23 protein-coding genes are annotated in these 25,678 nt (G+C 73.6%); 14 read left to right on the top strand and 9 right to left on the bottom strand.

What is annotated here, in order from left to right; genetic code table 11:
- The first annotated feature begins 221 nt into the window (after positions 1-221).
- Together QBL25_RS33990 and QBL25_RS33985 are read left to right on the top strand one after the other, a co-directional pair.
- Entirely contained in the window at positions 222-593 is a 372-nt protein-coding gene (locus QBL25_RS33990; RefSeq protein WP_409060776.1) for a hypothetical protein, read from the top strand.
- 117 nt (positions 594-710) lie between these two features.
- Positions 711-2,216: a SulP family inorganic anion transporter gene (locus tag QBL25_RS33985; RefSeq protein ID WP_409060775.1), complete on the top strand. Its 1,506-nt coding sequence runs from the start codon at positions 711-713 to the stop codon at positions 2,214-2,216.
- A 7-nt stretch (positions 2,217-2,223) separates the two neighbouring features.
- Here QBL25_RS33985 and QBL25_RS33980 read toward each other — a convergent pair whose 3' ends face one another.
- Entirely contained in the window at positions 2,224-3,168 is a 945-nt protein-coding gene (locus QBL25_RS33980; protein WP_409060774.1) for an SDR family oxidoreductase, read from the bottom strand.
- A gap of 20 nt (positions 3,169-3,188) precedes the next feature.
- A complete protein-coding gene (locus tag QBL25_RS33975) occupies positions 3,189-3,965 on the bottom strand; it encodes an SDR family oxidoreductase (protein ID WP_409060773.1) in 777 nt (258 codons plus the stop codon).
- Positions 3,966-4,032: 67 nt separating this feature from the next.
- Here QBL25_RS33975 and QBL25_RS33970 point away from each other — a divergent pair, with 67 nt between their 5' ends.
- The 4 genes from QBL25_RS33970 to QBL25_RS33955 are packed head-to-tail and all read left to right on the top strand — an operon-like array spanning position 4,033 to position 7,512.
- Positions 4,033-4,803, top strand: a complete 771-nt coding sequence (locus tag QBL25_RS33970; protein WP_409060772.1) for an enoyl-CoA hydratase family protein — start codon at positions 4,033-4,035, stop codon at positions 4,801-4,803.
- A complete protein-coding gene (locus tag QBL25_RS33965) occupies positions 4,800-5,663 on the top strand; it encodes a CoA transferase subunit A (protein WP_409060771.1) in 864 nt (287 codons plus the stop codon). The genes QBL25_RS33970 and QBL25_RS33965 overlap by 4 nt, the downstream gene beginning before the upstream one ends.
- The gene (locus QBL25_RS33960; RefSeq protein ID WP_409060770.1) at positions 5,660-6,454 is read left to right on the top strand and encodes a CoA-transferase subunit beta; all 795 of its coding nucleotides are present in this window, start codon (positions 5,660-5,662) and stop codon (positions 6,452-6,454) included. The genes QBL25_RS33965 and QBL25_RS33960 overlap by 4 nt, the downstream gene beginning before the upstream one ends.
- A gap of 17 nt (positions 6,455-6,471) precedes the next feature.
- The gene (locus QBL25_RS33955; RefSeq protein WP_409062874.1) at positions 6,472-7,512 is read left to right on the top strand and encodes an NAD(P)H-dependent flavin oxidoreductase; all 1,041 of its coding nucleotides are present in this window, start codon (positions 6,472-6,474) and stop codon (positions 7,510-7,512) included.
- A gap of 84 nt (positions 7,513-7,596) precedes the next feature.
- On the opposite strand, the gene QBL25_RS33950 is transcribed toward QBL25_RS33955, so the two are convergent.
- The 4 genes from QBL25_RS33950 to QBL25_RS33935 all read right to left on the bottom strand — a co-directional run bounded on the left by QBL25_RS33950 (position 7,597) and on the right by QBL25_RS33935 (position 13,087).
- Positions 7,597-10,248, bottom strand: a complete 2,652-nt coding sequence (locus QBL25_RS33950) for an ATP-binding protein (protein WP_409060769.1) — start codon at positions 10,246-10,248, stop codon at positions 7,597-7,599.
- A gap of 129 nt (positions 10,249-10,377) precedes the next feature.
- Complete coding sequence (locus QBL25_RS33945) at positions 10,378-11,535, bottom strand: acetyl-CoA C-acetyltransferase (protein ID WP_409060768.1); 1,158 nt, start codon at positions 11,533-11,535, stop codon at positions 10,378-10,380.
- 58 nt (positions 11,536-11,593) lie between these two features.
- Positions 11,594-12,181, bottom strand: coding sequence for a TetR/AcrR family transcriptional regulator (locus tag QBL25_RS33940; protein ID WP_409062873.1), 588 nt, complete (start codon positions 12,179-12,181; stop codon positions 11,594-11,596).
- Positions 12,182-12,304: 123 nt separating this feature from the next.
- Positions 12,305-13,087: an SDR family oxidoreductase gene (locus tag QBL25_RS33935; RefSeq protein WP_409060767.1), complete on the bottom strand. Its 783-nt coding sequence runs from the start codon at positions 13,085-13,087 to the stop codon at positions 12,305-12,307.
- A gap of 119 nt (positions 13,088-13,206) precedes the next feature.
- Between QBL25_RS33935 and QBL25_RS33930 the strand changes: the two genes are divergently transcribed.
- Genes QBL25_RS33930 through QBL25_RS33920 form a run of 3 tightly spaced genes read left to right on the top strand, consistent with a single transcriptional unit; the run spans position 13,207 to position 16,160 of the window.
- Positions 13,207-14,361 (top strand): acyl-CoA dehydrogenase family protein, encoded by a 1,155-nt coding sequence (locus QBL25_RS33930; protein WP_409060766.1) that lies wholly within the window; start codon positions 13,207-13,209, stop codon positions 14,359-14,361.
- Positions 14,361-15,365 carry an acyl-CoA dehydrogenase family protein gene (locus QBL25_RS33925; protein ID WP_409060765.1) on the top strand — a complete coding sequence of 335 codons (1,005 nt, stop codon included), beginning with the start codon at positions 14,361-14,363 and terminating at the stop codon, positions 15,363-15,365. Before QBL25_RS33930 ends, QBL25_RS33925 begins: the two co-directional genes overlap by 1 nt.
- 54 nt (positions 15,366-15,419) lie before the next feature.
- Positions 15,420-16,160, top strand: coding sequence for a VOC family protein (locus tag QBL25_RS33920; protein ID WP_409060764.1), 741 nt, complete (start codon positions 15,420-15,422; stop codon positions 16,158-16,160).
- 105 nt (positions 16,161-16,265) lie between these two features.
- Here the strand turns inward: QBL25_RS33920 and QBL25_RS33915 are convergent, their stop codons facing one another.
- The gene (locus QBL25_RS33915; protein WP_409060763.1) at positions 16,266-17,246 is read right to left on the bottom strand and encodes a hypothetical protein; all 981 of its coding nucleotides are present in this window, start codon (positions 17,244-17,246) and stop codon (positions 16,266-16,268) included.
- A 113-nt stretch (positions 17,247-17,359) separates the two neighbouring features.
- Between QBL25_RS33915 and QBL25_RS33910 the strand changes: the two genes are divergently transcribed.
- Together QBL25_RS33910 and QBL25_RS33905 are read left to right on the top strand one after the other, a co-directional pair.
- Positions 17,360-18,529: an anhydro-N-acetylmuramic acid kinase gene (locus QBL25_RS33910; protein WP_409060762.1), complete on the top strand. Its 1,170-nt coding sequence runs from the start codon at positions 17,360-17,362 to the stop codon at positions 18,527-18,529.
- 79 nt (positions 18,530-18,608) lie between these two features.
- Positions 18,609-19,622 (top strand): DUF2510 domain-containing protein, encoded by a 1,014-nt coding sequence (locus QBL25_RS33905; RefSeq protein ID WP_409060761.1) that lies wholly within the window; start codon positions 18,609-18,611, stop codon positions 19,620-19,622.
- A 146-nt stretch (positions 19,623-19,768) separates the two neighbouring features.
- Here QBL25_RS33905 and QBL25_RS33900 read toward each other — a convergent pair whose 3' ends face one another.
- Positions 19,769-20,404, bottom strand: coding sequence for a TetR/AcrR family transcriptional regulator C-terminal ligand-binding domain-containing protein (locus QBL25_RS33900; protein WP_409060760.1), 636 nt, complete (start codon positions 20,402-20,404; stop codon positions 19,769-19,771).
- Positions 20,405-20,572: 168 nt separating this feature from the next.
- Here QBL25_RS33900 and QBL25_RS33895 point away from each other — a divergent pair, with 168 nt between their 5' ends.
- Positions 20,573-21,385: a phosphatase PAP2 family protein gene (locus tag QBL25_RS33895; protein WP_409060759.1), complete on the top strand. Its 813-nt coding sequence runs from the start codon at positions 20,573-20,575 to the stop codon at positions 21,383-21,385.
- A complete protein-coding gene (locus QBL25_RS33890; RefSeq protein ID WP_409060758.1) occupies positions 21,382-22,335 on the top strand; it encodes a DMT family transporter in 954 nt (317 codons plus the stop codon). The genes QBL25_RS33895 and QBL25_RS33890 overlap by 4 nt, the downstream gene beginning before the upstream one ends.
- A 94-nt stretch (positions 22,336-22,429) precedes the next feature.
- Here the strand turns inward: QBL25_RS33890 and QBL25_RS33885 are convergent, their stop codons facing one another.
- Positions 22,430-23,428, bottom strand: a complete 999-nt coding sequence (locus QBL25_RS33885) for a phospholipid scramblase-related protein (RefSeq protein ID WP_409060757.1) — start codon at positions 23,426-23,428, stop codon at positions 22,430-22,432.
- 244 nt (positions 23,429-23,672) lie between these two features.
- Here QBL25_RS33885 and QBL25_RS33880 point away from each other — a divergent pair, with 244 nt between their 5' ends.
- Entirely contained in the window at positions 23,673-25,664 is a 1,992-nt protein-coding gene (locus tag QBL25_RS33880) for a hypothetical protein (RefSeq protein WP_409060756.1), read from the top strand.
- The last annotated feature ends 14 nt before the right edge of the window (positions 25,665-25,678 follow it).

The following is a 25,678-nucleotide window of genomic DNA, read 5'->3' as shown; positions in this document are numbered from 1 at the left end:
CGCGCGGGGCGGGGAGCGCGTGGGACGGGGTGCGCTGGTCGAGGTGTACGGGGCGCGGGTCAGGGGTGTCTGTCTTCCCGTCCGCACACCCGCGTCACGTACGCCTGCTCGAAGGGTGGCTCTCACGCCACGTCACCGACCCATCACCCAAGTGACACCTTCGGCGGTTAAGTTACTTGGTGACCATGCGAGTTACGCGGCCACGTGAGGACTTTGCCACCGTGACGGGAGCCGGAGTGCGCGGGCGGGTGCTGCCCGCGGCGCTGATCGCCGTGCTCCTGGTGGTCGTGCAGTTCTTCGCGCACGGGGTCAACGAAACCGCGTCCGCCGTGGAATCCCGTACGCCCCCGGCCACGGCGCCGTACGCGCAGTGCGGCGAGGACACCCACCCGGAGGAGTCCGAGCGCTTCCGGGTCCGCGGCCGCGCCCACTGCCGTGACCTCACCCCCGACCCGGCTCCACCTTCCCGCACGGGGACGGATCCGGCCGGGGACGACGCCACGCGCGCGTGGCGTCCCGTTGCCGTCGGGCACCGCGCGTCGGGATCCGCGGACCGTGAACCACCGGCTCTCCTCCAGGTCTTCCGCTGCTGACCGGCTCCCCCGGCACGGCCGTGCCGTCGGGCCCGCCCGCCTGACGCGCCGCCGTCCGGTCCGGACACCGGTCCACGTCACGCCGACGCGCCCCCACGGCGCTCAGGAGTCACCGCCATGCAGCACTCCCCCGTCTCCCTGCTCGACCGCACCCGCTCCCTGTGCACCGCACCCGGCGGCGCGCGCCCCGACGTCACGGCCTCCCTGGTCGTCTTCCTCGTCGCCCTGCCGCTGTGCGCGGGCGTCGCCGTCGCCTCCGGAGTACCCGCCGAAGTCGGCCTGATCACCGGCATCGTGGGCGGACTCGTCACCGGCCTGCTGCCCGGCAGCAGCCTCCAGGTCAGCGGTCCCGCCGCCGGAATGACCGTCCTCGTGTACGAAGCCGTGCGGGAGTACGGGATCGCCGCGCTCGGCGCCCTCGTGCTCGCCGCCGGGCTCCTCCAGCTGGCCATGGGCTTCCTGCGCCTCGGCCGCTACTTCCGTGCCGTCTCCGTGGCCGTCGTCGAGGGCATGCTCGCCGGGATCGGACTCATCCTGATCGCCGGGCAGTTGTACGTCCTGACGGACGAGGAGGCTCCCGCGAGCGGTCTCGGCAAGCTCGCCGGACTGCCGGGGGCGTTCGCCCAGGTGCCCGGCTCGGAGCGCGCCGTCGCCGCCCTCGCGCTGGGGGCCGGCACCATCGCCGTCCTCGTGTGCTGGGACCGGCTCCCCGCGAAGTTCCGCGTGGTGCCCGCGCCGCTCGCCGCCGTGCTGCTGGCCACGGGTGCCTCGCTGCTCCTGGCCCTGCCGGTCGCCACGGTCGAGGTGCAGGGGCTCGTCGAGGCTGTACAGGTGCCCGACGCCGCCGCGTTCGAGGGGCTCCTGGGTCTCGGCGCGGTCGGCACGGTCCTCGCGTTCGCCCTGATCGCGTCCGCGGAGAGCCTGTTCAGCGCCGCCGCGGTGGACCGCATGCACGACGGTCCGCGCACGTCGTACGACAAGGAACTGATCGCCCAGGGCGCGGGCAACACCGTGTGCGGCATGCTCGGCGCGCTGCCGATGACCGCGGTCATCGTCCGCAGCGCGGCCAACGTGCGGGCGGGCGCGCGCACGAAGGCCTCCCGCGTGCTGCACGGCGTCTGGCTGCTGCTCTTCGCGGCGCTGCTGCCCGACGCGCTCGGGCTCATCCCGCTCGCCGCGCTGGCGGGCGTCCTCGTGCACGCGGGCTGCAAGCTGGTCCCCGCGCGGCAGTTGGTACACCTGTGGCGCGAGCACCGGGGCGAGGCGGTCGTCCTGGTGGTGACGGCCGCGGCGATCGTCTCGGTGAGCATGTTCGAGGGCGTCCTGATCGGGCTCGTGCTGGCCGTGATGAAGACGGCCTGGGAGATGTCGCACGTGCAGGTGGGGGTCGTCGACAAGGGCGCGGGCCCGATCCGCGTCCATCTGTCGGGCAACGCCACGTTCCTGCGCCTCCCCAAGATGCTGGACGCGCTGGAGGCGCTGCCCCAGGACCGCCCGATCGAGATCGACCTCGCGGGGCTGCGGCATCTGGACCACGCGTGCCGAACGTCGCTGGAGAACTGGGTGGCGCGGCACAGCACGGAGGGCACCGATCCGGTACGGGTGGCGACGTCCGAGGCCTGAGGGCCGCTCACCTCGGCGCTTGCCGCGCCCCGTACACCGGCTGGGGCGGCTGGGACCGCGCGAGCAGCTTGAGCGCCGTCTCGCCCGCCTCGGCCGGGGTCCAGCGGGCGCCCTTGTCCGCGGTGGGCCCCGGGCGCCAGCCCTCCATGACGGTGATGCGGCCCGCCTCGGCCTCGAACACCCGGCCCGTGACACCGGCGGAGGCCTCGGAGCCGAGCCACACCACGACCGGCGACACGTTCTCCGGGGCCATCGCGTCGAAGCCGCCGTCCTGGGGCACGGCCATGGTCTGGGCGAAGGTCTGTTCCGTCATCCGCGTCCGCGCGGCGGGCGCGAGGGCGTTGACCCGCACGCCGTACGAGGCGAACTCCGCGGAGGCGACCAGGGTGAGCCCCAGGATCCCGGCCTTGGCCGCGCTGTAGTTGCCCTGCCCCACGCTGCCCAAGAGGCCCGCTCCGGAGCTGGTGTTGACCACGCACGCGTGCCGGGCGCGTCCCGCCTTGGCCTCGGCGCGCCAGTACCCGGCCGCGTGCTTCAGCGGCAGGAAGTGCCCCTTCAGATGGACGCGCATCACCGCGTCCCAGTCGTCCTCGTCGAGGTTGACCAGCATCCGGTCGCGGAGGAACCCGGCGTTGTTGACGAGGGTGTCGAGGCAGCCGAACGTGTCGAGCGCGGTCCGCACCAGGGAGGCGGCGCCTTCGGAGGTGGCGATGTCGCCGCCGTGCGCGACGGCCTCGCCGCCCGCCGCGCGGATCTCCGCCACGACGTCGTGCGCGGGTCCGCCGGACGCCCCGGAGCCGTCGGGCCCCGCACCGAGGTCGTTCACCACGACCTTGGCGCCTTCGGCGGCGTACGCGCGCGCGTGCGCACGGCCCAGTCCACGGCCCGCGCCGGTGACGATCACGACGCGGCCCGCGCAGATTCCCGTGCCCGGACGGTTGGCTGAGGTCATGCGGAACTCCTCGGATACGGTCAGTGGTTGACGGAAGCGGCGTCCAGGAACGCGGGGCGTTCGCCGCCCCCGTGCAGATGCAGTGCGGCCCCGCTGATGTAGCGCGCGGCGGCGGAGGCGAGGAACACGCAGGCGTCCCCGACGTCCGACGGATCGGCGAGGCGGCCGAGCGGGACGGTGCGGGCGACCGCGGCGACGCCGTCCTCGTCGCCGTAGTGCAGATGGGCGCTCTCGGTGCGGGCCAGGCCGAGCACGACGGTGTTCACGCGCACGGCCGGGGCCCACTCGACGGCCATCGTGCGCGCGAGGTTCTCCAGGCCGGCCTTGGCCGCTCCGTAGGCGCCGCTGCCGGGTGAGGGCCGGGAGCCGCTCACGCTCCCGATCATGGTGATGCTGCCCCCGCCGCCGCCTTGGCCGCCCTGACCGCGCATCACCTCGTACGCCGCCAAGGACGCGTACAGCGGGGCCAGCAGGTTGAGTTCGACGATCTTGGCCTGTCGGGCCGGGGCGGACTCGGCGAGCAGACCGAACGGCGTGCCGCCCGCGTTGTTCACCAAGGCGTCCAGCCGGCCGTGGTCGGCGGCCACGTCGGCGAAGAACGCGTGCGCCGCCTGTGCGTCCCGCAGGTCCAGGGGCCGGAACTCCGCGCTCTCGCCCGCCGCTTCGACCGGGTTCTCCGGCGGTCGGCGGGCGCAGACGACGACCCGTGCGCCGGTGGCGAGGAAGCTGCGGGCGATACCGGCGCCGACGCCTCGGGTGCCGCCGGTGACGACCACCACCTGTCGGGTGTCAGTCATCGCTGCTACCTTCCTGACTAACAAATGTTTGGTTGAAGGGCCTGGTTGAAAGGTAGCGGATCCTCTGATGTCTGTCTCCACCTCCGCCCCGGACAAGGGCGTGGCCGTCGTCACCGTCGACTTCCCGCCCGTCAACGCCCTGCCCGTGCAGGGGTGGTTCGACCTGGCGGACGCGGTGCGCGCGGCAGGACGCGACCCCGGGACGCGCTGTGTCGTCCTGGCCGCCGAGGGCCGCGGTTTCAACGCGGGCGTGGACATCAAGGAGATGCAGCGCGACAGCGGCCACAGCGCCCTGATAGGCGCCAACCGCGGGTGCTACGAAGCGTTCGCCGCGGTGTACGCGTGCGAGGTGCCGGTCGTGGCCGCAGTGCACGGCTTCTGCCTGGGCGGCGGCATCGGTTTGGTGGGCAACGCGGACGCGATCGTGGCGAGCGAGGACGCCACGTTCGGACTGCCCGAGCTGGACCGGGGCGCGCTGGGCGCGGCGACGCACCTCGCCCGCCTGGTGCCCCAGCACCTCATGCGCGCCCTGTACTACACCTCGCGCACCGCCACCGCGCAGGAGCTGCACGCGCACGGCTCCGTGTGGCGGGTCGTGCCGCGCGCGGAACTGCGCGAAGCGGCCCTTGAGTTGGCGCGCGAGATCGCGCGGAAGGACGGGACGCTGCTGCGGTTCGCCAAGGCCGCGATCAACGGCATCGACCCGGTCGACGTCCACCGCAGTTACCGCTTCGAGCAGGGCTTCACCTTCGAGGCGAACTTGAGCGGCCTCGCCGACCGCATCCGGGAGGACTTCGGGGCGGGCCCCGGAGACAGGAACGAGGAGGGCAGGGCATGACGGACAAGACCATGACGCCCGACGCGATCGTGGGGCGGCTGCGGAGCGGGATGACGCTCGGCATCGGCGGCTGGGGCTCGCGCCGCAAGCCCATGGCGCTGGTGCGGGCCCTGCTGCGGTCCGGGATCACCGACCTGACCGTCGTGTCGTACGGCGGCCCGGACGTCGGCCTGCTCGCCGCGGCGGGAAAGATCCGCAAGCTGGTCACGGCGTTCACGACCCTCGACTCGATCCCCCTGGAGCCGCACTTCCGCGCGGCACGCGAGCGTGGCGCGTTCGACCTGGTCGAGCTGGACGAGGCCATGTTCATGCAGGGCCTGACCGCCGGCGCGCAGCGCCTGCCGTTCCTGCCGATCCGCGCGGGCCTCGGCTCGGACGTCCTGCGGGTCAACCCCCACCTGCGTACGGTCACTTCGCCGTACGAGGACGGGGAGGAGCTCGTCGCGGTGCCCGCCCTGCGGATGGACGCGGCTTTCGTGCACCTGAACCGCGCCGACCGCCTGGGCAACGGCCAGTATCTGGGCCCCGACCCGTACTTCGACGACTTGTTCTGCGAAGCGTCCGACACGGCGTACGTCTCGTGCGAGCGGATCGTCGCGTCGGCCGAGCTCACCGAGCGGGCGGCGCCCCAGACGATGCTGGTCTCCCGGCACGCGGTGACGGGGGTGGCCCAGACACCCCGCGGCGCGCACTTCACGTCGTGCGTCCCGGACTACGGCCGCGACGAACCCTTCCAGAAGGCGTACGCCACCGCCGCGGGCGACCCGGACGCCTGGAAGGAGTTCGAGGAGCGCTTCCTCGGCGGCACCGAGCAGGACTATCAAGCGGCCGTCCGGACCTGGCACGAGGAGCAGCGATGACGCAGACCGATCCGACGGCCGCGGCCGGTGCGCCCGAGACCGCCGTCACCCGCGCCGAGTACTGCGTGATCGCGTGCGCCGAGGCCTGGCGGGGCGCCGGCGAGATCCTCGCGTCGCCGATGGGCACCATCCCCTCGATCGCCGCCCGGCTCGCCAAGCTGACGTTCGCGCCGGACCTGCTGCTCACGGACGGGGAGGCGCTGCTGATCGGCGACGTGCCGGCCGTGGGGGCGCCCTCGGCGGTCACGGAGGGCTGGCTGCCCTACCGCAAGCATCTGACGATGGTCATGGGCGGCAGACGGCACGTGATGATGGGCGCGAGCCAGATCGACCGCTTCGGGAACCAGAACATCTCCTGCATCGGCGACTGGCAGCGGCCCAAGCGCCAGCTGCTCGGGGTCCGCGGGGCTCCGGTCAACACCCTGAACAACCCGGTGAGTTACTGGATCCCGCGCCACTCGACCCGCGTCTTCGTCGAGAAGGTCGACATGATCAGCGGCGTCGGCCACGACAGTGCGGCGGCGGCAGGCCCTTCCGCGACCCGCTTCCACGATCTGCGCCGGGTCGTGTCGGACCTCGCCGTCCTCGACTTCGGGGCGGCGGACCACGCGATGCGTCTGGTGTCCCTGCATCCGGGCGTGACGGTCGAGCAGGTGCGTGAGGCGACCGGTTTCGCGCTCGCGGCGGCGGACGACGTCCCGTACACCCGGGAGCCGACCGCGGCGGAACTGCGGTTGATCCGGGAGGTGGTGGACCCGCGCGGTCTGCGCGAGCGCGAGGTCCGCTCGTGACGCCGCTCCCGGTGGGGATGGAGACGGCGCTGACGAAGCTGGTCGGGGTCCGGCATCCGATCGTGCAGACCGGCATGGGCTGGGTGGCGGGCCCGCGCCTGGTCTCCGCGACGGCGAACGCGGGCGCCCTCGGCATCCTGGCCTCCGCGACGATGACCGTCGACCAGCTCCGCTCCGCCGTCCGTGAGGTCAAGACCCGTACGGACCAGCCGTTCGGCGTGAACCTCCGCGCCGACGCGGGCGACGCGCGGGACCGGGTGCGGGTCATCGTCGACGAGGGCGTGCGGGTCGCGTCCTTCGCGCTCGCCCCCTCGAAGGAGCTGATCGCGGAGCTGAAGGACGCCGGGGTGGTCGTCATCCCGTCCGTCGGGGCGCGCCGGCACGCCGAGAAGGTCGCGGCGTGGGGTGCGGACGCGGTCGTCGTGCAGGGCGGCGAGGGCGGCGGGCACACCGGTGAGGTCGCCACGACCGTGCTGCTGCCGCAGGTCGTGGACGCCGTGGACCTTCCGGTGATCGCGGCGGGCGGGTTCTTCGACGGCCGGGGGCTCGTCGCCGCGCTGGCCTATGGCGCGGCGGGGGTCGCGATGGGCACGCGCTTCCTCCTGACGTCGGACTCGACGGTGCCGGACGCGGTCAAGGCCCGCTATCTCGCCGCGTCGGTCAAGGACGTCACGGTGACCACGCGGGTCGACGGACTGCCCCACCGGATGCTCCGGACGGAACTCGTCGCGTCGCTGGAGAAATCGGGGCGGGCGGCGTCCCTCGCACGGGCGGTGCGGCACGCGGCGGCGTTCCGGAAGCTGTCCGGCATGGGGTGGGGGCAGATGGTCCGGGACGGGCTCGCGATGCGGCACGGCAAAGGGCTGACGTGGAGCCAGATCCTGCTCGCCGCGAACACGCCCATGATGCTGAAGTCGGCCATGGTGGACGGGCTGCCGGAGGCGGGCGTGATGGCCTCCGGCCAGGTGGCCGGCGTCATCGAGGACCTGCCGTCGTGCGAGGAGCTGATCACGAGCGTGATGCGGCAGGCGGCAGAGGTCCGGGCCCGCCTGAGCTGAGCGGTGCCCGCCGGGCGGCTCTCCCCGACCGCACGCCTTCGGCCCTCCGGTGGGGCATCCCTTCCGGAGGGCCGAGGCGAGCGCTCAGACCCGCGCCATCTCCAACGACGCCCGTGCCTTGGTCACCAGACCGCCCGCGCCACAGGATTCGGCCAGGGCGAGGCCCCGGGCCAGCTCCGTCGCGGAGCCGGCCGCGATGCCGTACTCGACGCGGGCGACCGCGTGCTCATAGGCGCACGGGGACGCCTCCAGGCAGGCGACGGCGCGTGCGTACAGCTCGACCGCGCGCTGGCCCGTCTCCAGGGACGCCGCGCAGCGCAGGGCCTCGCCGATCGCCGTGTCCGTGCCGAAGAGCTCCGCCTGGACCCGCGCGTCCGCGACCAGGTGGGCGGCCCGGTGCGGGTCCACCTCGGCGAGGGCGCGGGCGAGGTCGTACGCCCAGGGGTTGACGACCGGGTTGTAGCAGCCGCGTTCGCCCGCCGTCTTGGCCGCCACCTCCAGCTCGCCCATGCCCTCCCGCCGGTCACCCGTGGCGATCAGCAGCCGGCCCCGCACGGAGTGGATGTCGGGCAGGAGGATCGTGGAGGGGTAGGGCGGCACGATGCCGTACCGGTCGGCGGCCTCCTGGGCCTCGTCGGTCTTGCCCCGGGCGAGCAGCGTGTCGATGAGCTTGACCGCGGCGTCCCAGTGCATCGGGAGCCTGCTGCCCACACGGTCGGTGAGGCGAAGGCTCTCCCGCAGCGACGCCTCCGCCTCGGCCAGACGCCCGCGCCTGCGGTACACCAGGCCCAGCCACGCCTTGGCGACGGCCAGATGACCGCCGCTCCAGCCCGCGGCCTCGTAGGCGCGGACTCCCTCGGCGAAGACGCTCTCCGCGCGGTCGAGGCGGTCGGTGAAGATGTAGGCGCCGCCCAGCATCGTCAGGAGCTCGAAGCCCCACTCCGTGTCGGTCCAGCCGAGCCCGGGCGCCAGGCGGCCGTTGACGAGGGTGCGGTCGCACAGCTCGACGATCTCCTCGGCGTTCTCCCCGCGGGTCATGGCGTCGAAGGCGCGCAGGATCAGCAGGGCGCGCTCGGAGTTGTCGCGTCCCGGCAGCGGTCCGGCCAGCGCGGCCAGGCGGCGCGAACGGCCCGTCGCGTCGTGCTCGCGCGCGTAGATGCCTTCCCACATGTAGTGGACCCCCTCCAGACGCATCCGGTCGGGTCCGGGGTCGAGCCGCTCGGCCTCGGCGTCCACCACGCGCAGCGCTTCCTCCAGCTGGTCGTTGTGCAGCAGGGCTTGGGAGAGGCGGCACACCGCGTCCACCCGCAGCTTGCGGTCGAGCCCCGGGGTGTGGAGCGCCTCGCGCAGGTGGCCGATGGTCGTGGCGGGCGAGGTGAGGAGGGTGGCGCAGCCCAGTTCGTAGAGCACGCGCGCGTGCGTCTCGGGCAACGGCGGTTCTTGCAGGGCCCGTTCGAGGCAGCGCCGGGCCGCGTCGGGCGCGCCGACCGCGAGGTGCTCGGCAGCCGCTTCACGCAACTGCTTGACCAGCTCGGGGTCGTCGTCCGGATGCACTTCGAGGAGGTGCCGGGAGGCGGCTGCCGCGCCCCGGCCCGACAGCGTGACGGCCCAGGCGGCCTGGCCGTGGAAGGCCGTACGGGTGGCGGCGGGGATCGAGCGGTAGACCGTGCTCGCGATCAGCGGGTGGACGAACTCCAGGCTCTCGTCGGGGCCGAGCAGGATGCGCGCGGTGCGCAGCCGCTCCGCGCACCGCTCGGCCGCGTCCCGGCCCAGTCCCGCGAGCGAGGCGGCGAGTTCGAGCGGAATGGCGCTGCCCAGGATCGCGGCCGCCCAGGCGAACCGTGTGACGTCCGTGCCCAGCCCTTCGAGGCGGGCGACGAGTCCACGGCCGCGCGCCGAGCGGTTCAGGGCGCGCAGCTCCGCGGCGGAGCTCTCCACCGGGTCCAGCTCGCTGTCCTGGACCTTGGCGAGCAGTTCCACGGATTCGTACGGGTTGCCGCCGGTGACGGCCCAGACCTCGCGGCAGAACGGGGCGTCCGCGTGCTCGCCGAGGGGGGCCCGGGTGAGGCCGGCCGCCGCGTCCGGGGTGAGCGCGCGCAGCAAGGGCAGGGGACCGGCCGCCGCGCCGACCGTGGCGAGGTGGCGTGCGCTTTCGCCGGTGGCGTCGTCCGGCCGGTGGGCGACCACCACCAGGACGGGCAGTTCGTCGAGGCGCTGGGTGAACGCGGCCAGCCAGTGCAGGGTCTCCTGGTCGGCCCAGTGCGCGTCGTCGATGAGCAGGACCAGCGGCCAGTGCAGCCCCGAGAGGCGCTTGACCGCTTCGACCAGGCCGTCGCACACGCCTTGCGGGTCGGCCTGGACGCCGGTCGGCTCGGCTATGCCCAGGGCGGGGCCCGCGATCTCGTACCAGTCGCCCAAGTACTCGCGGGCCAGCTCCGGGGAGAGACTGACGAGGGCGGGCTGCAGCAACTGGCGTACGACGTTGAAGGGGACGGAGGTGACGGTCTCGCCGCCTCGCGCCGCCCACACCGTGGCCGACCGCGCCTCCGCCATGCGGCGCACCTCGGCCAGCAGGGCCGTCTTGCCGATGCCCGCCTCGCCCTGGAAGACGAGCAGCTCGCCCGCCGTGGAGGAGTCGGAACGCAGCTGGTCGAGGGCGCGTGCGGCCGCGGCGAGTTCCGCGTCGCGCTCCCACAGCGGGGCCCAGCCGGCACCTCCGGGCCGTCCCTGTGTCATCGCGCTACCTCCCGAGGTCGCTCAATCGACGTACAGACACCGAGACTAGCCGGGGAGGAGGGCTCGCGGTGCGGTGTCCGGGCAGCAACTCCCGCAAGGGGTGAAGGTCATGTCCGGAGCTGGACGCCCTCAGAGCCGCTCGATGATGGTCACGTTCGCCTGACCGCCGCCTTCGCACATGGTCTGGAGGCCGAACCGGCCGCCGGTGCGCTCCAGTTCGTGCAGGAGCGTCGTCATCAGTTTGACGCCGGTCGCGCCGAGGGGGTGACCGAGGGCTATCGCTCCGCCGTTCACGTTCACCTTCTCCGGGTCGGCGCCGGTCTCCTTGAGCCAGGCGAGGACGACCGGCGCGAAGGCTTCGTTGATCTCGACGAGGTCGATGTCGCCGATGCTCATGCCGGTCTTCTTGAGGGCGTACGCGGTGGCCGGGATCGGCGCGGACAGCATCCGGATGGGGTCCTCGCCGCGCACGGAGAGGTGGTGGATGCGGGCGCGGGGCGTCAACCCGTGCTCCCGCACGGCCCGTTCGCCGGCGATGAGCAGGGCGGCGGCGCCGTCCGAGACCTGGGAGGAGCAGGCCGCGGTGATGGTGCCGTCGTCCAGGACGGGCTTGAGGCCCGCCATCTTCTCCAGGGTCGTGTCCCGGCGCGGGCCCTCGTCGGTGGTCACGTCGCCGTAGGGGGTGAGTTCGCGGTCGAAGCGGCCCTCGTCGATGGCGCGGACGGCCCGCTGGTGCGAGCGCAGGGCGAACTCCTCCATGTCACGGCGGGAGATGCCCCACTTCTCGGCGATGAGCTGGGCGCCGTGGAACTGGTTGACGGGCCGGTCTCCGTACCGGACGCGCCAGCCCGAGCTGCCCGCGTACGGGCCTTCGGTGAGGCCGAGCGGTTCGGCGGCCTGGCGGGAGGCGAAGGCGATGGGGATCATCGACATGTTCTGCGTGCCGCCCGCGACGACGAGGTCCTGGGTGCCGGACAGGACGCCCTGCGCCGCGAAGTGCACGGCCTGCTGGGAGGAACCGCACTGCCGGTCGATCGTCACGCCGGGCACCTCTTCGGGCAGTCCGGCCGCCAGCCAGGAGGTGCGGGCGATGTCCCCGGCCTGCGGGCCGACCGTGTCCAGACAGCCGAACACCACGTCCTCGACGGCGGCGGGGTCGATGCCGCTGCGCTCGACGAGGGTCTTCAGGACGTGGGCCCCCAGGTCGGCGGGGTGGACGGCCGAGAGACCGCCCTTGCGCCTGCCGACGGGCGTGCGGACCGCTTCGACGATGTAGGCCTCGGCCATGACTGCGTACTCCTCGTGCTCGTCGGTCGGAGCGGTCGCCGGGCTGACGACGCGCTCCCTAGGGGCGTACGGCGATGCCGTCCAGGACCATCGAGAGGTACTGGCGGGCGATCTCCTCGGGGCTGTGGCCGCCGCCGGGGCGGTACCAGGACGCGGCGACCCAGACGGTGTCGCGCACGAAGCGGTAGGCGAGCCGGATGTCCAGGTCGTCGCGGAAGACGTGCTCGGCGACGCCGCGCTCCAGCGTGGTCAGCCAGGTCTTCTCGAAGCGCTGCTGGGAGTCGGTGAGGTACTGGAAGCGGGCCTGCGCGACCAGCTGCTTGGCCTCCTTCTGGTAGATGGCGACGGCCGAGCGGTGCCGGTCGATCTCCCGGAAGGACTCGGTGACCAGGGCTTCGAGGGTCTCGCGGGGGCCGAGCCGGGACTGGAGCACGGTGTCGTACCCGTCCCACAGCTCGGTGAGGAAGGTGGAGAGGATCTCTTCGAGCATCGACTCCTTGGAGTCGAAGTGGTAGTAGAGGCTCCCGGCGAGCATGCCTGCGGCGTCCGCGATCTTGCGGACCGTGGTCGCGTTGTACCCCTGCTCCGCGAAGACGTCGGCCGCGATGGCCAGGAGCTCGCCGCGGCGCTCGGGCGAGGCGCTCACCGCGGCCTTCTTGGCGGGAGCCTTCTTGCCGGGTTCCTTCGTGGCCGGAGCCTTCGTGCTGCTGGCGCTGGTGCTGGTGCTGGTGCTGCTCTGGTTCGGTTTCGACACACGGTCATTCTCCGCCTAGGCGTGCTGGTTGCTGACCGAGACCGTCTCCCCCGTCATGTACGAGGAGTACGCGCTGGCCAGGAAGACGATGACGTTGGCTATCTCCCATGGCTCGGCATGGCGTCCGAACGCCTCGCGCGCGGTGAGCTCTTCGAGGAGCTCGGGCGAGGTGACCTTCGCGAGGTGCGGGTGCAGGGCGAGGCTGGGCGAGACGGCGTTGATCCGGATGCCGTGGGGTGCGGCCTCGACGGCGGCGCAGCGGGTGAGGGCCATGACGCCCGCTTTCGCCGCCGCGTAGTGCGCCTGGCCGGCCTGGGCGCGCCAGCCGAGCACCGAGGCGTTGTTCACGATCACGCCGCCCCGGTCGGCGGCCCGCATGCGGCGCAGGGCGGCCCTGGTGGAGCGGAAGGTGCCGTTCAGAGTCACGTCGATGACTCTGTCCCACTGCTCGTCGGTCATCTCGGTGAGCTCGGCCGTGCCGCCGAGTCCTGCGTTGTTCACGACGATGTCCAGGCCGTCGTGGCGCTCATCGGCCAGGTCGTACAGCGCCTGCACCTGGGCTTCGTCCGTGACGTCGCAGGCGATTCCGCCGACCCGGCCGGCACCGAACTCCCCGGCGAGCGCCTCCACCGTCTCCTTGGTGCGCCGCGGGTGGGCGTCGCCCAGGACGACGCGCGCGCCCTCCTCCAGGAAGCGGCGGGCGGTGGCGCCGCCGATGCCCGCTCCGGCCGCGGCGGTGATGACGGCGGTGCGGCCCGCGAGCAGACCGTGCCCCGGCACATAGGTGGGCGCGTCCACGCTCGGCCTCCTTTGGCTCTCGTACCCGCTCTCGACGGCTGACCGAGTCTCAGGGTAATCTACCAAACACTTGTTAGGGAAGGCCGCCGGAGAGAACCGACCGAAGAGGTGGGCCACTGATGGACCTCGACTTCACCGCGGAGGAAGAGGAGTTCAGGCAGCGGGCGCGCGCCTGGCTCGCCGGGCACGTGCCCGGCGGGCCGCTGCCGTCGCTGGAGACCCGCGAGGGCTTCGCGGCCCACCGCGCCTGGGAGGGCGAGCTCGCGGCCGACCGCTGGTCGGTGGTCTCCTGGCCCGAGGAGTTCGGCGGGCAGGGCGTCGACATCGTCAAGTGGCTGGTGTTCGAGGAGGAGTACTTCGCGGCGGGCGGCCCCGGCCGGGTCTCGCAGAACGGCATCAACCTCCTCGCGCCGACCCTCTTCGACTTCGGCACCGACGAGCAGCGCGCCCGGATCCTGCCCCCGATGGCGCGCGGCGAGGTGATCTGGGCACAGGCCTGGTCCGAGCCGGAGTCGGGCTCGGACCTCGCCTCGCTGCGCTCCACCGCCCGCCGCACGGCCGGGGGCTGGCTGCTCAGCGGACAGAAGACCTGGTCGTCGCGGGCCGCGTTCGCCGACCGCGCCTTCGGCCTGTTCCGCAGCGACCCCGCCGTCGACTCCGCCAAGCCGCACCGGGGCCTGACGTACCTGATGTTCCCGCTCGACGCGGACGGCGTGAGCGTGCGCCCCATCGGGCGCCTGGACGGCAAGCCCGCGTTCGCCGAGCTCTTCCTGGACGACGTCTTCGTGCCGGACGAGGACGTGATCGGCGAGCCGGGCCAGGGCTGGCGCATCGCCATGTCGACGACGGGCAACGAACGCGGTCTGACCCTGCGCTCCCCCGGCCGCTTCGTCGCCGCGGCCGACCGCTTGGTGCGACGGTGGCGCGCGCACGGCGATCCCGCGGACACCGCGCTGCGCGACCGGGTCGCCGACGCCGTGATCGGGGCCCGCGCCTATCAGCTGTTCACCTGGGCCAACGCGTCACGCTTCGCGGCGGGCGAGACCATCGGCGCGGAATCGAGCCTGAACAAGGTCTTCTGGTCCGAGTACGACATCGCGCTGCACGAGACCGCGCTGGATCTCCTCGGCCCGGAGGGCGAGTTGGCGGACGGCGGCGAGTGGGCCGAGGGGTACGTCTTCGCGCTCGCCGGGCCGATCTACGCGGGGACGAACGAAATTCAGCGCGACATCATCGCCGAGCGGCTGCTCGGACTGCCGAAGGGACGCCGCTGATGAGGTTCCTCCTCGACGCCGAGCGGCGCGCGTTCGCGCGCTCGCTCGACGCGATGCTGACGGCGGCGGACACCCCGGCCGCCGCCCGCGCCTGGGCCTCGGGAGACCACGGACCGGGGCGCGCGCTGTGGGGCCGCCTCGCGGACGCGGGCGTGTTCGCCCTGGCCGTCCCCGAGGAGTTCGAGGGGGCGGGGCTGCTCCCGGTCGACATGGCCGTCGCCCTGGTGGAGCTGGGGCGGCACGCGGTGCCGGGGCCGGTGGTCGAGACGGTGGCGGCGGGCGCGCTCCTCGCCCGGCTCGCCGAGCTGGGCGAGGCCGCCCCGGCCAAGCGGCTCCTTCCGTCCCTGGCCGCCGGGGAGGCCGTCGCCACGCTGGCGCTCCCCGAAGGGGGGCCGTTCGCGCTGGACGCGGACGCGGCGACGCTGCGGCTGACGGCAGCGGACGGCGAGCTGCGCCTGGCCGGCGGGCACGCGCGCGTGGAGCGGTCGCTGGACCCGGCGCGGCGCCTCGCACGGCCGCGGCCCGGCGATCTCCTCGCCTCGGGCCCGGCGGTGACACAGGCCGCCCGGTCCGCCGCGGACTGGGCTTCGCTCGCGACGGCCGCCCAGGCCTTGGGGGTCGGGCTCGCACTGCTGGACAGGACCGTGGCGTACGTGAAGCAGCGCACCCAGTTCGGCACGCCCATCGGCGGCTTCCAGGCGGTCAAGCACCGCCTCGCGGACGTCCTGATCGGCCTGGAGTTCGCCCGGCCCCTGCTGTTCGGGGCGGCGCTGACCCTGGAGAGGGCCGATGTGGCCGCGGCGAAGGCGGCGGCGGGCGAGGCGGCGTACGGCGCGGCGCGGGCGGCACTGCAACTCCACGGGGCGATCGGCTACACCGCGGAGTACGACCTGTCGCTGTGGCTGACGAAGGCGCGGGCGCTGCGCGGGGCGTGGGGCAGCCCCGCGGAGTGCCGGCGGCTGGTCCTGTCCGGAGCCAGAGCCCGGGCCCGGGAAGCCGATTGAACGCCGGTTCGGCGCCGTCCACCCGTGTCCAGGCTCGGCTTTATGCTCGGCGGCATGGCATCGCGACTGGTGAACGTGAACTTCAAGGCGCGGGACGACGCGGCGCTCGGCCGGTTCTGGGCGCAGGCGCTCGGCTGGGGGATCTCCGGCGAGGGGCCCGGCGTGACGAACGTGGAGCCCGATGGCGTCGCCGGGCCGGACCCCTCGGCCATCTGCGTCGACGTCGTGACCGTCCCGGCCCCGGAGACGGTCGACTACCGCGTGCACATCGACCTCGCCACCACCTCCGCGGCCCACCAGGCGGAGTTGGTCGCACGCCTGGAGGAACTCGGCGCGACACCCGCCGACGTGGGCCAGGGCGACGTCCCGTGGACGGTCATGGCCGACCCCGAGGGCAACGTCTTCTGCGTCCTGGAGCCCCGGGAGGTCTACCGGGACACCGGCCCGGTCGCCGCGCTCGTCGTCCACTGCGCCGATCCGGGTGCCATGGCCCGGTTCTGGGAAGCGGCGATGGACTGGACCCTGCACGAGGTGACCGACGAGCACGCGCGGCTGCGTTCGTCCCGGGGAGTCGGCCCCTACCTCGAGTTCCTGCGGACGTCCGGCACGAAGACCGCGGTCAGCCGCGCCCATCTCGACGTGGCGCCGTACCCCGACGACGACCAGGCCGCGGAGGTGGCCCGGCTGCGGTCCCTGGGCGCCACGGACGCCGACGTCGGCCAGGGCGAGGACGTGCCCTGGAAGTGCCTCGCCGACCCGGAGGGCAACGCATTCTGCGTCCTGTCCGCGCGCTGACACCAGGCCACCCGAAGCCTCCCTGTCACGCGCAGGCCTGCCCCCACCGTCCTCACACGTACGCCCGCCCCCGTCGCCTCACTCGTACGCCGGTCCCCACCGCCCTCACCCGTACGCCCAGCCTCCGTCGTCCACCTGCTCGCGGGCGATCCCGCGCCACGCCTCGACGCCGCCCGGGAGCGGCCAGGCCCACGTGGGCCGGCGGGCCGTGCGCAGTTCGTGGAGGCGGCGGGCCAGGGCCGGGCCCGCGAACTCCGCGCCGTCGGGGACGCTCGGGCCCTGCGCGGCGCGCAGTGCGGTGAACCGCGCGAGCTCCGTCGCGTACGTCTCCACGGCCCGTTCCGTGCCGGAGTCCGCCTCGTCCCGGGGGACGGTCCTGTACAGCTCAAGGACGCGCGGCTCCACGGATTCGGCGATCGCGGCGGCCAGCCGGGCGTGCCCGTCGAGGACGAGGTGGCAGTCGAGGCCGGACACCCACCAGAGCAGGACGGGCGGCAGCGTGCCGTCCCTGGCCTGTTTGCGGTAGGCCTTGACCCTGGGATCGTCGGCCTCCGGCATGGCCCGCAGCGGGAGGATCTCCCACGCGCCGTTGTGGACGTACCAGTCGATGTATCCGTCGGGGTCGCCCTCGACGAGCAGCGAGCTCCAGTACGCTCCCTCGCTCACGCTCCGGTCCTTCCACCGGAGCAGCAGCGGCTCCGGGGAAAGCACCCACCGCCCGTCGTGCAGCGGGCCGTCGGGCGACTCGGCCAGCAGGGTCGCGACGTGGTGGGCCCACCGCTGCGGGGAGCCCGCGTAGCCGCGGGCCTGGTGCGCGCGCAAGGGTGGGACGAGGGAGCGGTAGCCGCCGGTCCGGTAGAAGTCGACTCCGTCGCGATCGGGGTCGATGACGGCCAGGAGCAGCGGGTTCGCGGCGCCGCCCTGCGTCAGGAGCAGCCTGTTTCCGGCGGTCCACGGGCACAGGCCGGGCCGCGGCCGTGCGCGCACCTCAAGGAGCAGGCCGTTCCAGGTTCCGTCGGTTCGGGTGAGGTTCGTGCGTCGCGTTCCGGGGCCCGGAACGGCCGATCCCGTGGTGGACGGGGACAAGTCGCCCCCTCTCCGCGCCGGCGATCTGAACTGGATCGTACGTGCGAGTGCACGTGGCCCGTCATCGCTGCAATGATCAAACGCACTGGTGAGGAGAGCGAAAGGGGCAGCACGTGCGCGTAATCGGGCTGATGTCGGGGACCTCGTACGACGCCATCGACGCCGCGGCGGCCGACCTGACGATCGACGGTGACCGCCTGCTCCTGTCGCCCCTGGGCCTGATCACCCGGGGGTACGACGACGCGCTGCGGACGGCGCTCGCCGCCGCGCTGCCGCCCGCCACCACCACGCTGGCGGACGTCTGCCGCCTGGACACCCGCATCGGCCAGGCCTTCGCCACGGCGGCAGGTGAGGCGGACCGTGAACTGTGCGACGGGCGGGCCGAGTTGGTCGCCTCGCACGGCCAGACGGTCTACCACTGGGTGGAGGGCGGCCAGGTGCACGGCACGCTCCAGATCGGGCAGCCCGCGTGGATCGCCGAGGCGACGGGGCTTCCGGTGGTCGCCGACTTCCGCCCCCGCGACATCGCCGCGGGCGGCCAGGGCGCGCCCCTGGTCAGCATCGTCGACCGGATGTGGCTGCGGGGCAGGCCCGGCGCCCCGGCAGCGCTGAACCTCGGCGGCATCGCGAACATCACCGCCGCGGACGGCACCGCCTTCGACACCGGCCCCGCGAACGCGCTCATCGACGCCGCGGTGCGCGAGTCGACCCGGGGCCGGCTCATGTGTGACGTCGACGGTGAACTCGCCGCGCGCGGCACCGCCGACGAGGATCTGCTCGCGGTCCTCCTGCGCGAGCCGTACTACGCGCGCCCCGCCCCGAAGACCACCGGCAAGGAGCTCTTCCATCTGCCCTATCTGCGGGCCGCGCTCGCCGGGTACGAGGACCTCGCCCCCCAGGACGTCGTCGCCACGCTCACCCGTCTGACCGCCCGCACGGTCGCCGACGCCGTCAGGTCCGTGGCCGCCACCGAGGTCATCGCCTCCGGGGGCGGCACGCGCAATCCGACGCTGATGGCTTACCTGCGGGCCGAGTTGGGCGACAAGATCCCGGTGCGCACCTCCGACGAGCTCGGGCTGCCGTCCGCGGCGAAGGAGGCGTACGCCTTCGCGGTGCTCGGTTTCCTCACGGCGCACGGGCTGCCGGGGACGGTGCCGCAGAGCACGGGGGCCCGGCACGCCAGCGTGCTGGGGTCGATCACTCCGGGGCGGAACGGGGTGCGGGTGCCCGCCCCCGCGGGCGGCGGGCCGGTGCGGCTGGTGGTGGACGGGCAGGGGCGGTGAACTCGTCGCCGCCGAACGGCGGCCTCCGCAGAGGCCCCCTCTCATCCGGCTTTCACCGAATACTCATACCCTGGCGCCCATGACCCAGGTAACCCCTCCCGGCTGGTACCCCGACCCCGGACAGACAACCGACGGCCCCCGTACCGAACGCTGGTGGGACGGGAACGTATGGACGGACCAGGTGCGCGCGGTGGGATCCGCCGCCGGGTGGGGCGGCTCCGCCCCGGCGGCGCCGACGGCTCCCCCGGCCTATCCGCCCGCGGCCCCGACGGGCGCCCCGGGCGCGTATCCGGCCTATCCCTCCTATCCGGGACAGCCCACGGCCCCTCGGCGCGGACTGCGAACGGGCATAGCCGTCGGCCTGGCGCTCGTGGTCCTGGCCGGGATAGGCGGCGGCGTCTACTTCCTGACCGCCGACGACGACGGCGGAGACGGGGGCGGCGCCGCCAAGAACCCCTCGTCCGCCGCTCCCTCGAAGCCGGGCGCGCCCCAGAGCCCCCGCGACCCGCAGGACCCCGAGGAGTCCCGGCCGCCCGGCGGCTCGGCCCCGCCCTCGGAGGAGGGGTACGCCACCGACCTGCTCAGCGGCATCAGCCTCCCGGTGCCGGACGGCTGGACGGGCGCGGCGGGCGAGAGCGGCGGCGCCTCGGTGACCACGGGCCCCTACCCGTGCCCCCGGGACACCGGCAAGACCTGCACGCGCGGCGGCGCGTACTCCGGGCCCGCCGAGAAGTTCGAGGTCAAGGCCAAGACGGCGGAGGCGGCCGCCAAGGCCGACATCTCCGTCAACGCCAAGGAGTCGTACGGCGGCAAGACCTACGGCAAGATCACCTCGCACAAGGAGCTGGAGTCCAAGGCGGTCACCGTGGCCGGCCAGAAGGGCTACCTCGTGCGCTGGAAGGCCGTGACCGAGAAGAGCGACGACGGCTACGTCCAGTCGCTTGCCTTCCCCTCGCCCACCGTGAAGTCCCAGCTCGTCATCGTCCGCTTCGGCATCGACGTCAACGACAAGTCCCCGAAGCTGTCCGTCATGGACGAGATCACCAAGGGGATCAAGGCCGCGTCGGGCGGCGGCAACGGCCAGGAGGTCTGACCGGCCCGTGAACGCCTGAGCCGGGCGGGCCCGCACCCCGAGGGTGCCGGTCCGCCCGGCCGGCGGCGGCCACGTCGCCCCCGTCCCCACGGTGCGGCGCGGCTCAGGCAGATCGGGGCCCGTCATCCAAGGGCCCCGGTCCACGATCAGGTGGGTCGGGTCAGCCCCAGTGCGGGCAGCACGCACGCCTCCACGAAGTCGGAGAGGTACGTCTCGTCCGCCTGCTTGCCCTCCAGGACGGGCCGGGCCCGGACCACGCCCATGAGCTGGGCGGTGATGAACGGCGTGGCCGGATGGTCGGCGGCGATCTCGCCCCGGGCCACCCCGCGCTCGATGATCTCGTCCAGCGCCTTCGTCTCCGGCTCGACCAGCGCCTCGCGCAGCGCGCTGCGCAGGTCCTCGTCCTGGAGCACGGCGTGGCTCAGCGCCTGGACCAACATGCTGTCCCGGGTCGACCACTCCCCCGCCGCCCGCGCCGCCTCGCGCAGATCACCCGCGAGCGAGCCGGTGTCGATGCCCGCGAACCGCACACAGCGGTTGGCGCGCAGCGCGGCGGCCACGAACTGGGGCTTCGTCTTCCACTGGCGGTAGAGCGTGGACTTGCTGCACCGGGTGGTGGCGGCCACGCCCTCCATGGTCACGGAGTCGTACCCGCACTCACGCAGCTGGTCCAGGACGGCCTCGTAGAACTCCTGCTCACGCTCGGGCGTGATCTTGGAGCGGCGCGACGAGCCCGCGGGGTCGGCTGTCGCTGCGTCTGCTGCCTGGTCCGGCGACGTCATGACTCTTCTCCTCGGTGGGGCGGCTTCGACCGACCCTATCGATACGCCAGTGTACCGGTACGCCTCCGTATCGGTACACTGGCGTATCGGTACACTGGCGTATCGCAGAGTGTGGTGCTTCCTCACTCACTACCCGCACCACCCAGTCATCACGTAAGGGGCCGGGGGATGGAATCCCGAACCGAGCCTGCCGAAAGGGAACCGGACATAGCCGTCCGGGAGCCGGACACATCTGCCCGACCGCCCCTCGTCCGCGAGCTCCTCCTCGTCGCAGGACTTTTCCTCGTCTACAAATTCGGCAGGCAGCTGGCCAACGGCCACACCGGCGAGGCCTTCGCCAACGCCCACCGCGTGTGGGACGCCGAGCGCACCCTGCACCTGCCGGGCGAGGGCGCCGTCCAGGACGCGCTGCTCGGCGGCGACACCCTGGTGCACGTCGCGAACACCTACTACGCGACCGTGCACTTCCCGGCCACCGCGCTGTTCCTGGTCTGGCTCTACCTGCGCCGCCCCCGGCACTACGTGTGGAGCCGCCGGGTGCTCGCCGCGCTCACCGCGGCGGCGCTCGTCCTGCACCTGGCCTTCCCGCTGGCGCCGCCCCGGATGCTGGCGGCCACCGGGCTCGTGGACACCGGACAGGTGTACGGGCCGACCGTCTACGGCTCCACCCCGCAGACCGACACGATGGCGAACCAGTTCGCCGCGATGCCCTCCCTGCACTTCGGCTGGGCGCTGATGCTCGCCGTCGGCCTCATCGTCGCGACCTCGACGCGCTGGCGCTGGCTGTGGCTGCTGCACCCGCTGATCACCCTGCTCGTGGTCGTCGGGACGGCCAACCACTACTGGCTCGACGCCCTCGTGGTGACCGCGCTGCTCGGTGTCGCGCTCGCCGTGATCAAGCTGCCGGACCCCGCGCGCTCACGCGTCGTACGGCGCCACGCCCCCGTGCGGGAACTCGCCGCCCCGGGGGTCCGCCGATGAACGCCACTCTTCTCGCCGTCGCGCTCTCGCTCGTCTCGGCCGCCGCGTACGCCTCCGCCGCCGTGGCCCAGGAGCGCCTCGCCGCCCGCATCACGGGGAGCGGGAACGGCTTCCTGCGACTGCTCGGCAGCGGCGCCTGGTGGTCGTCCGTCGGGCTCAACGCGGCCGCCGCGCTGCTGCACGTGGCGGCCCTGAAGTACGGTCCGCTCACGCTGGTGCAGCCGCTCGGGGCGCTCACCCTGGTCGCCGCGGTGCCGCTGGGCGCGCGCCTCGCGGGACGGCGCGTGACGCCGCCGGAGTGGCGCGGTACGGGGCTCACGCTCATCGGCCTCAGCGCCCTGCTCCTCACCGCTTCGGGGCCCGCCCCCGACGACACGCTGACCCTGACGGAGGCACTGGCCGTGGCGGGCGCCACCGTGGCCGTCATCGGTGTCCTGTCCCGTCCCGGGGCGCGGCCGGGGCTGCGGCACGCGACCGCTTCCGGCTTCGCCTCGGGCGTCGCCTCCGCGCTCACCCAGACCGTGACGGTCGCCGCGACGGACCGTTCGGGTCCGCTGCTCAGCCCGCAGGTGATCGTCGTGGCGCTGCTCGTCGCCGCGTTCGCCGTGGGCGGTCTCTTCCTCTCCCAGACCGCGTACCGCGGGGGTCTCGGCGCACCGCTGGCCGTCGTCACGCTGGCCAACCCGGTGGCCGCGGCGGTCATCGGCCTGACGCTCCTCGGGGAGCGGCTTCAGGGTGGCGCGGGCGGACTGGCCCTTGCGGCCGGGGGCGCGGCGATCGCGGCGTACGGGGTGATCGTGCTGACCCGCTCGCCGCGGGACCACGCGCAGGCGCAGGCGCCGTCGGAACTGACCTCGGAGCTGGCCTCCGGGCTCCCTCCGGAGGGTTTCCTGTCGGGGGTGCCCGGACAGGCGGCGGAGCCGGCCGCGCTCCATCTCTCGCGCTCCTGAGCGCGGCGCCCCGCTCGCGAGGAAGCCGACAACGGCAGCGGCGGCGGTCCCGGATCGGGGACCGCCGCCGCTGCCGTGCACGAGAGGGTCAGGCTCACCCGAAGCCGCGGGAGTCCTGCTTCAGCGCCGTGTCGACCGTCAGGGCCGTCGCCACGACGAGGCTCAGGAGCGGCTCGGGCAGCTGGTAGTGGATCTGAAGGACGTAGTTGTCCGCGGTGGTGAACATCGTCTTGGCGAGGCCTTCCCAGGTCTTCGTGATCCGGGCGACCTCGTTGTCCGCGTGGTCGACGATCGAGAAGTTCCAGGCGCGCCAGTTCTCGGCCTTGATCGCGCCGGCCTGCTGGCCGTTCACCATGATCGCGAAGTTGATCTTCCCGATCATGTTCTGCTGGACGATCTCACCGATCGGCTGGCCGTCCGCGCGCTCGACGATGACCCGCGACTTCACGAACTTGCGCGGCCGGGTCAGGTGGAGCACCGGCTGGCCGTAGGCGTCGCGGATCTCCAGCTTGTGCGTCATGAACTGGTCGACGCTGGAGACGAAGCGCGCGACCTTCTTCAGCGTGCTCTGGCCGACCTGGACGACCGAGCCGAGCGTGTTGCCCGCTTGGTCCATGACGCTGTACTCGTTCGTCAGCTCGATGAGCTTGGCCTTCTGGTTCACCACCAGGACCGGCTCGGTGAAGAGCGTGCCGCCGCCCTGGGCGCTGGGCGCGACGCCGGCCTGCTGCTGGACCTGACGCTGCACCTTGGCCGGGTCGGCCTGCGGTGCCGCCTGCTGGGGGTGACCGTAGTGCCCCTGCTGCTGGGCCTGCTGCTGGGCGAACTGCCCCTGCTGCTGGTGCTGCTGCTGGCCGAACTGCGGCTGCGGCTGGCCGTACGCGGACTGCGCCTGCTGCTGGGCTTGCTGCGGAACCGGCTGGGCCTGCTGGGCCTGCTGCGGAACCGGCTGGGCCTGCGCGGCCTGGCCGCCGCCCTGCTGGTCCGAGTTGGTGTGCTGGGTCCACTGGGACCCGTCCCACCAGCGCAGCAGCTGGGGCGCGCCCTGGGGGTCCGGATACCAGCCTGCAGGTGTGTTCGAATGCGTGGTCACCCGCGCACACTACCCCGCGCCCCAGGGCGGCTCGCCAGCCCCTCGCGACCCTTGTGACGCCCGACTCACCGGGGTTCGTCCCCGACGCGCCCGACGCGCCCCGTCACCCGCACGTCAGCCCGCACGTCCGCCCGCGCCTCCGACCGCAGGGAGAGCCGCGCCCCCGCATGCCGGGCGCGGGCGGGAGTTGACGGCTTCCTCTTGTCGGCGGCAGGCTCGGGCGACTCTCGGGGAGGACAGCAGAATGGAATCTGCAGGCGCATCCGCGGCGCGACGGGACCGGCAGGGCCAGGTCGCCCCGGTCAGGGGACCGTTCGTCGAGTCCAACCGGGGGCGGGCCGTCTTCGCGCCGTGGTGGATGCCTCCGCTGACGGGCCTCGGCGCGGGCGTGCTCGCCTACGTCACCGCCGACGACGTCCTCGTCCGTACGCTGGGTCCGCTCGCCGCGGCGCTGCTCGGCTGGCTGCTGGGCGCCGCCGGGCCGCGTCTGGGCGCGCGTACCGGCTGGCGGTTGAGCGGGGCGGGGCTCCAGCGGCTGCGCGGGGGCCGGGCCACGGCCACGTACCCCTTCTCGCGGGAGAGACCCCTGCTGCTCAGCGCGATGTCCCTCGACGTGCGGGCGCCCACCGACTACGGCTCGACGAAGGTCGGCAACCTCTGCGCGCTGGGCCTGGAGGACATGGCCATCGCCATGTTCCCCTTCTGGGTCACCACCCGGCGGCTCGGCGCCCCACTGCGGCTGTTCGACGGCCCGGGTGAACCGGAGGGCAACGCGGCGGCCCGCGAGGCGGGTTTCTCGCGGCGGGAGGCGGCGCTGCTCGCGGCCTCGGCCGAGGGGCCGCTGCCCGCCCGGGCCGCGGGCCCCGTCGAGCTCTCCCGGCCCGAGCCGGAGGTCCGCTCGCGCAAGCTGGGGCGGCGGATCGGTTTCTGCCTCGTGGGTCTCGTCGGGCTCGGCGCGGCCCTCGCGCCCTCGGACGGCGGCAACCAGGGCCGCGTGGCCCTGGTCGCCGCGCTGGCCACCACGGTGGCGGTGTGGGCCGCGGGCTCCTTCTACCGGCTGCTGCGCACGCCTCCCGCGCACTGGACCGTCAGCCCGCAGGGCGTCACCGCCCGCGACCCGTGGTTCGGCACCACGCGGCTGCCCGCGTCGGCGATCGCCGGGATCGTGCCCACGGAGCTCACCCGCGAGACCGGCGACGGCAAGGTCGGCGTCTCGCTCGTCCTTCAGTTCTACGGCCACGACCTGGCCTTGATCGGCACCGCCCATTCCGGCGAGATCCCGCCGGACGAACTGCTCGCCGTCCTGCGCTCGCGCGGCTACCGCGTGATCGAGGACCAGCGGCGCGGCACCGCCTACGACGCGGATCCGGCGTTCCCGCCGCACCAGTTGCTGCCCGAGGCGCGGTTCACGCTGGGCGTCGACCACGTGGGCTGGGAGAGCGAGCGCGGCGCGATCCGCGTCCCGCGCACGGAGGTCGCGGGCCTGGAGCTGCACACCCGGTCCGGGCATCCGTGGCTGCGGCTGCGGGACACCCGGGGCGAGGAGCTGCTGCACGCGCCGCTGGGCGCCCTGCGCGTGTCGCGCACCGAACTGCGCGACCAGGCACGGGCGCTGGGCTATCCGGTGACGGACCCGGAGCGGGACGCGTACGAGTCGGCGGCGTTCGCCGGGCTCGCGGCGCCGTCGGGCCCGCCCGCGCACGCCGCTCCCCCGGCGGCGGCCACCGCGCACGTGGCCGCGCCCGTGGCCCCGCCCGACGTGACGGTGGGCATGCCGGGCGGCACCCGCAAGTGGTACTACGTCACCGGGGTGGCCGCCGGTGTCCTGGTCATGGGCGTGCTCGCCTTCAAGCTGCGGTATCTCTTCGACAGCGGCCTGAGCTGGGCCGCGTGGGGTGTCCCCGCCGGCGCCGTGGCGGGCGCGCTCGGCGCTCTGGTGTACGACCGGCGCCGCCCGGCGCTCGTCCTGGGCGGGCACGGCATCCGCATGGCGGCCGACGGCGGCCAGGGCAAGGCCGACTGGGAGCACGCGCGGCCGGCGATCGGCGGTGTGGGCGTCGACGACCACGACGACGGCGTCGAGGCCCTGCTCGTGTGGTCGCCGACGGGCCAGGTCATCCGCAAGGAGAGCCTGAACGTCCCCGACACCGAGGAGTTGCGGCTCGCCTGCGAGCGGACCGGCCTGCCCTGGGGGCGGCCGGACCTGGGGGCGTGGGCACCGCCGCCGGAGCTGTAGTCCGGGCGGCGGCC

Source organism: Streptomyces sp. SYP-A7185, from assembly GCF_046103685.1.
Lineage (GTDB): Bacteria > Actinomycetota > Actinomycetes > Streptomycetales > Streptomycetaceae > Streptomyces.
Note: the sequence above shows the minus strand (reverse complement) of the source record. Positions and strands in the feature narration are given on the sequence as shown.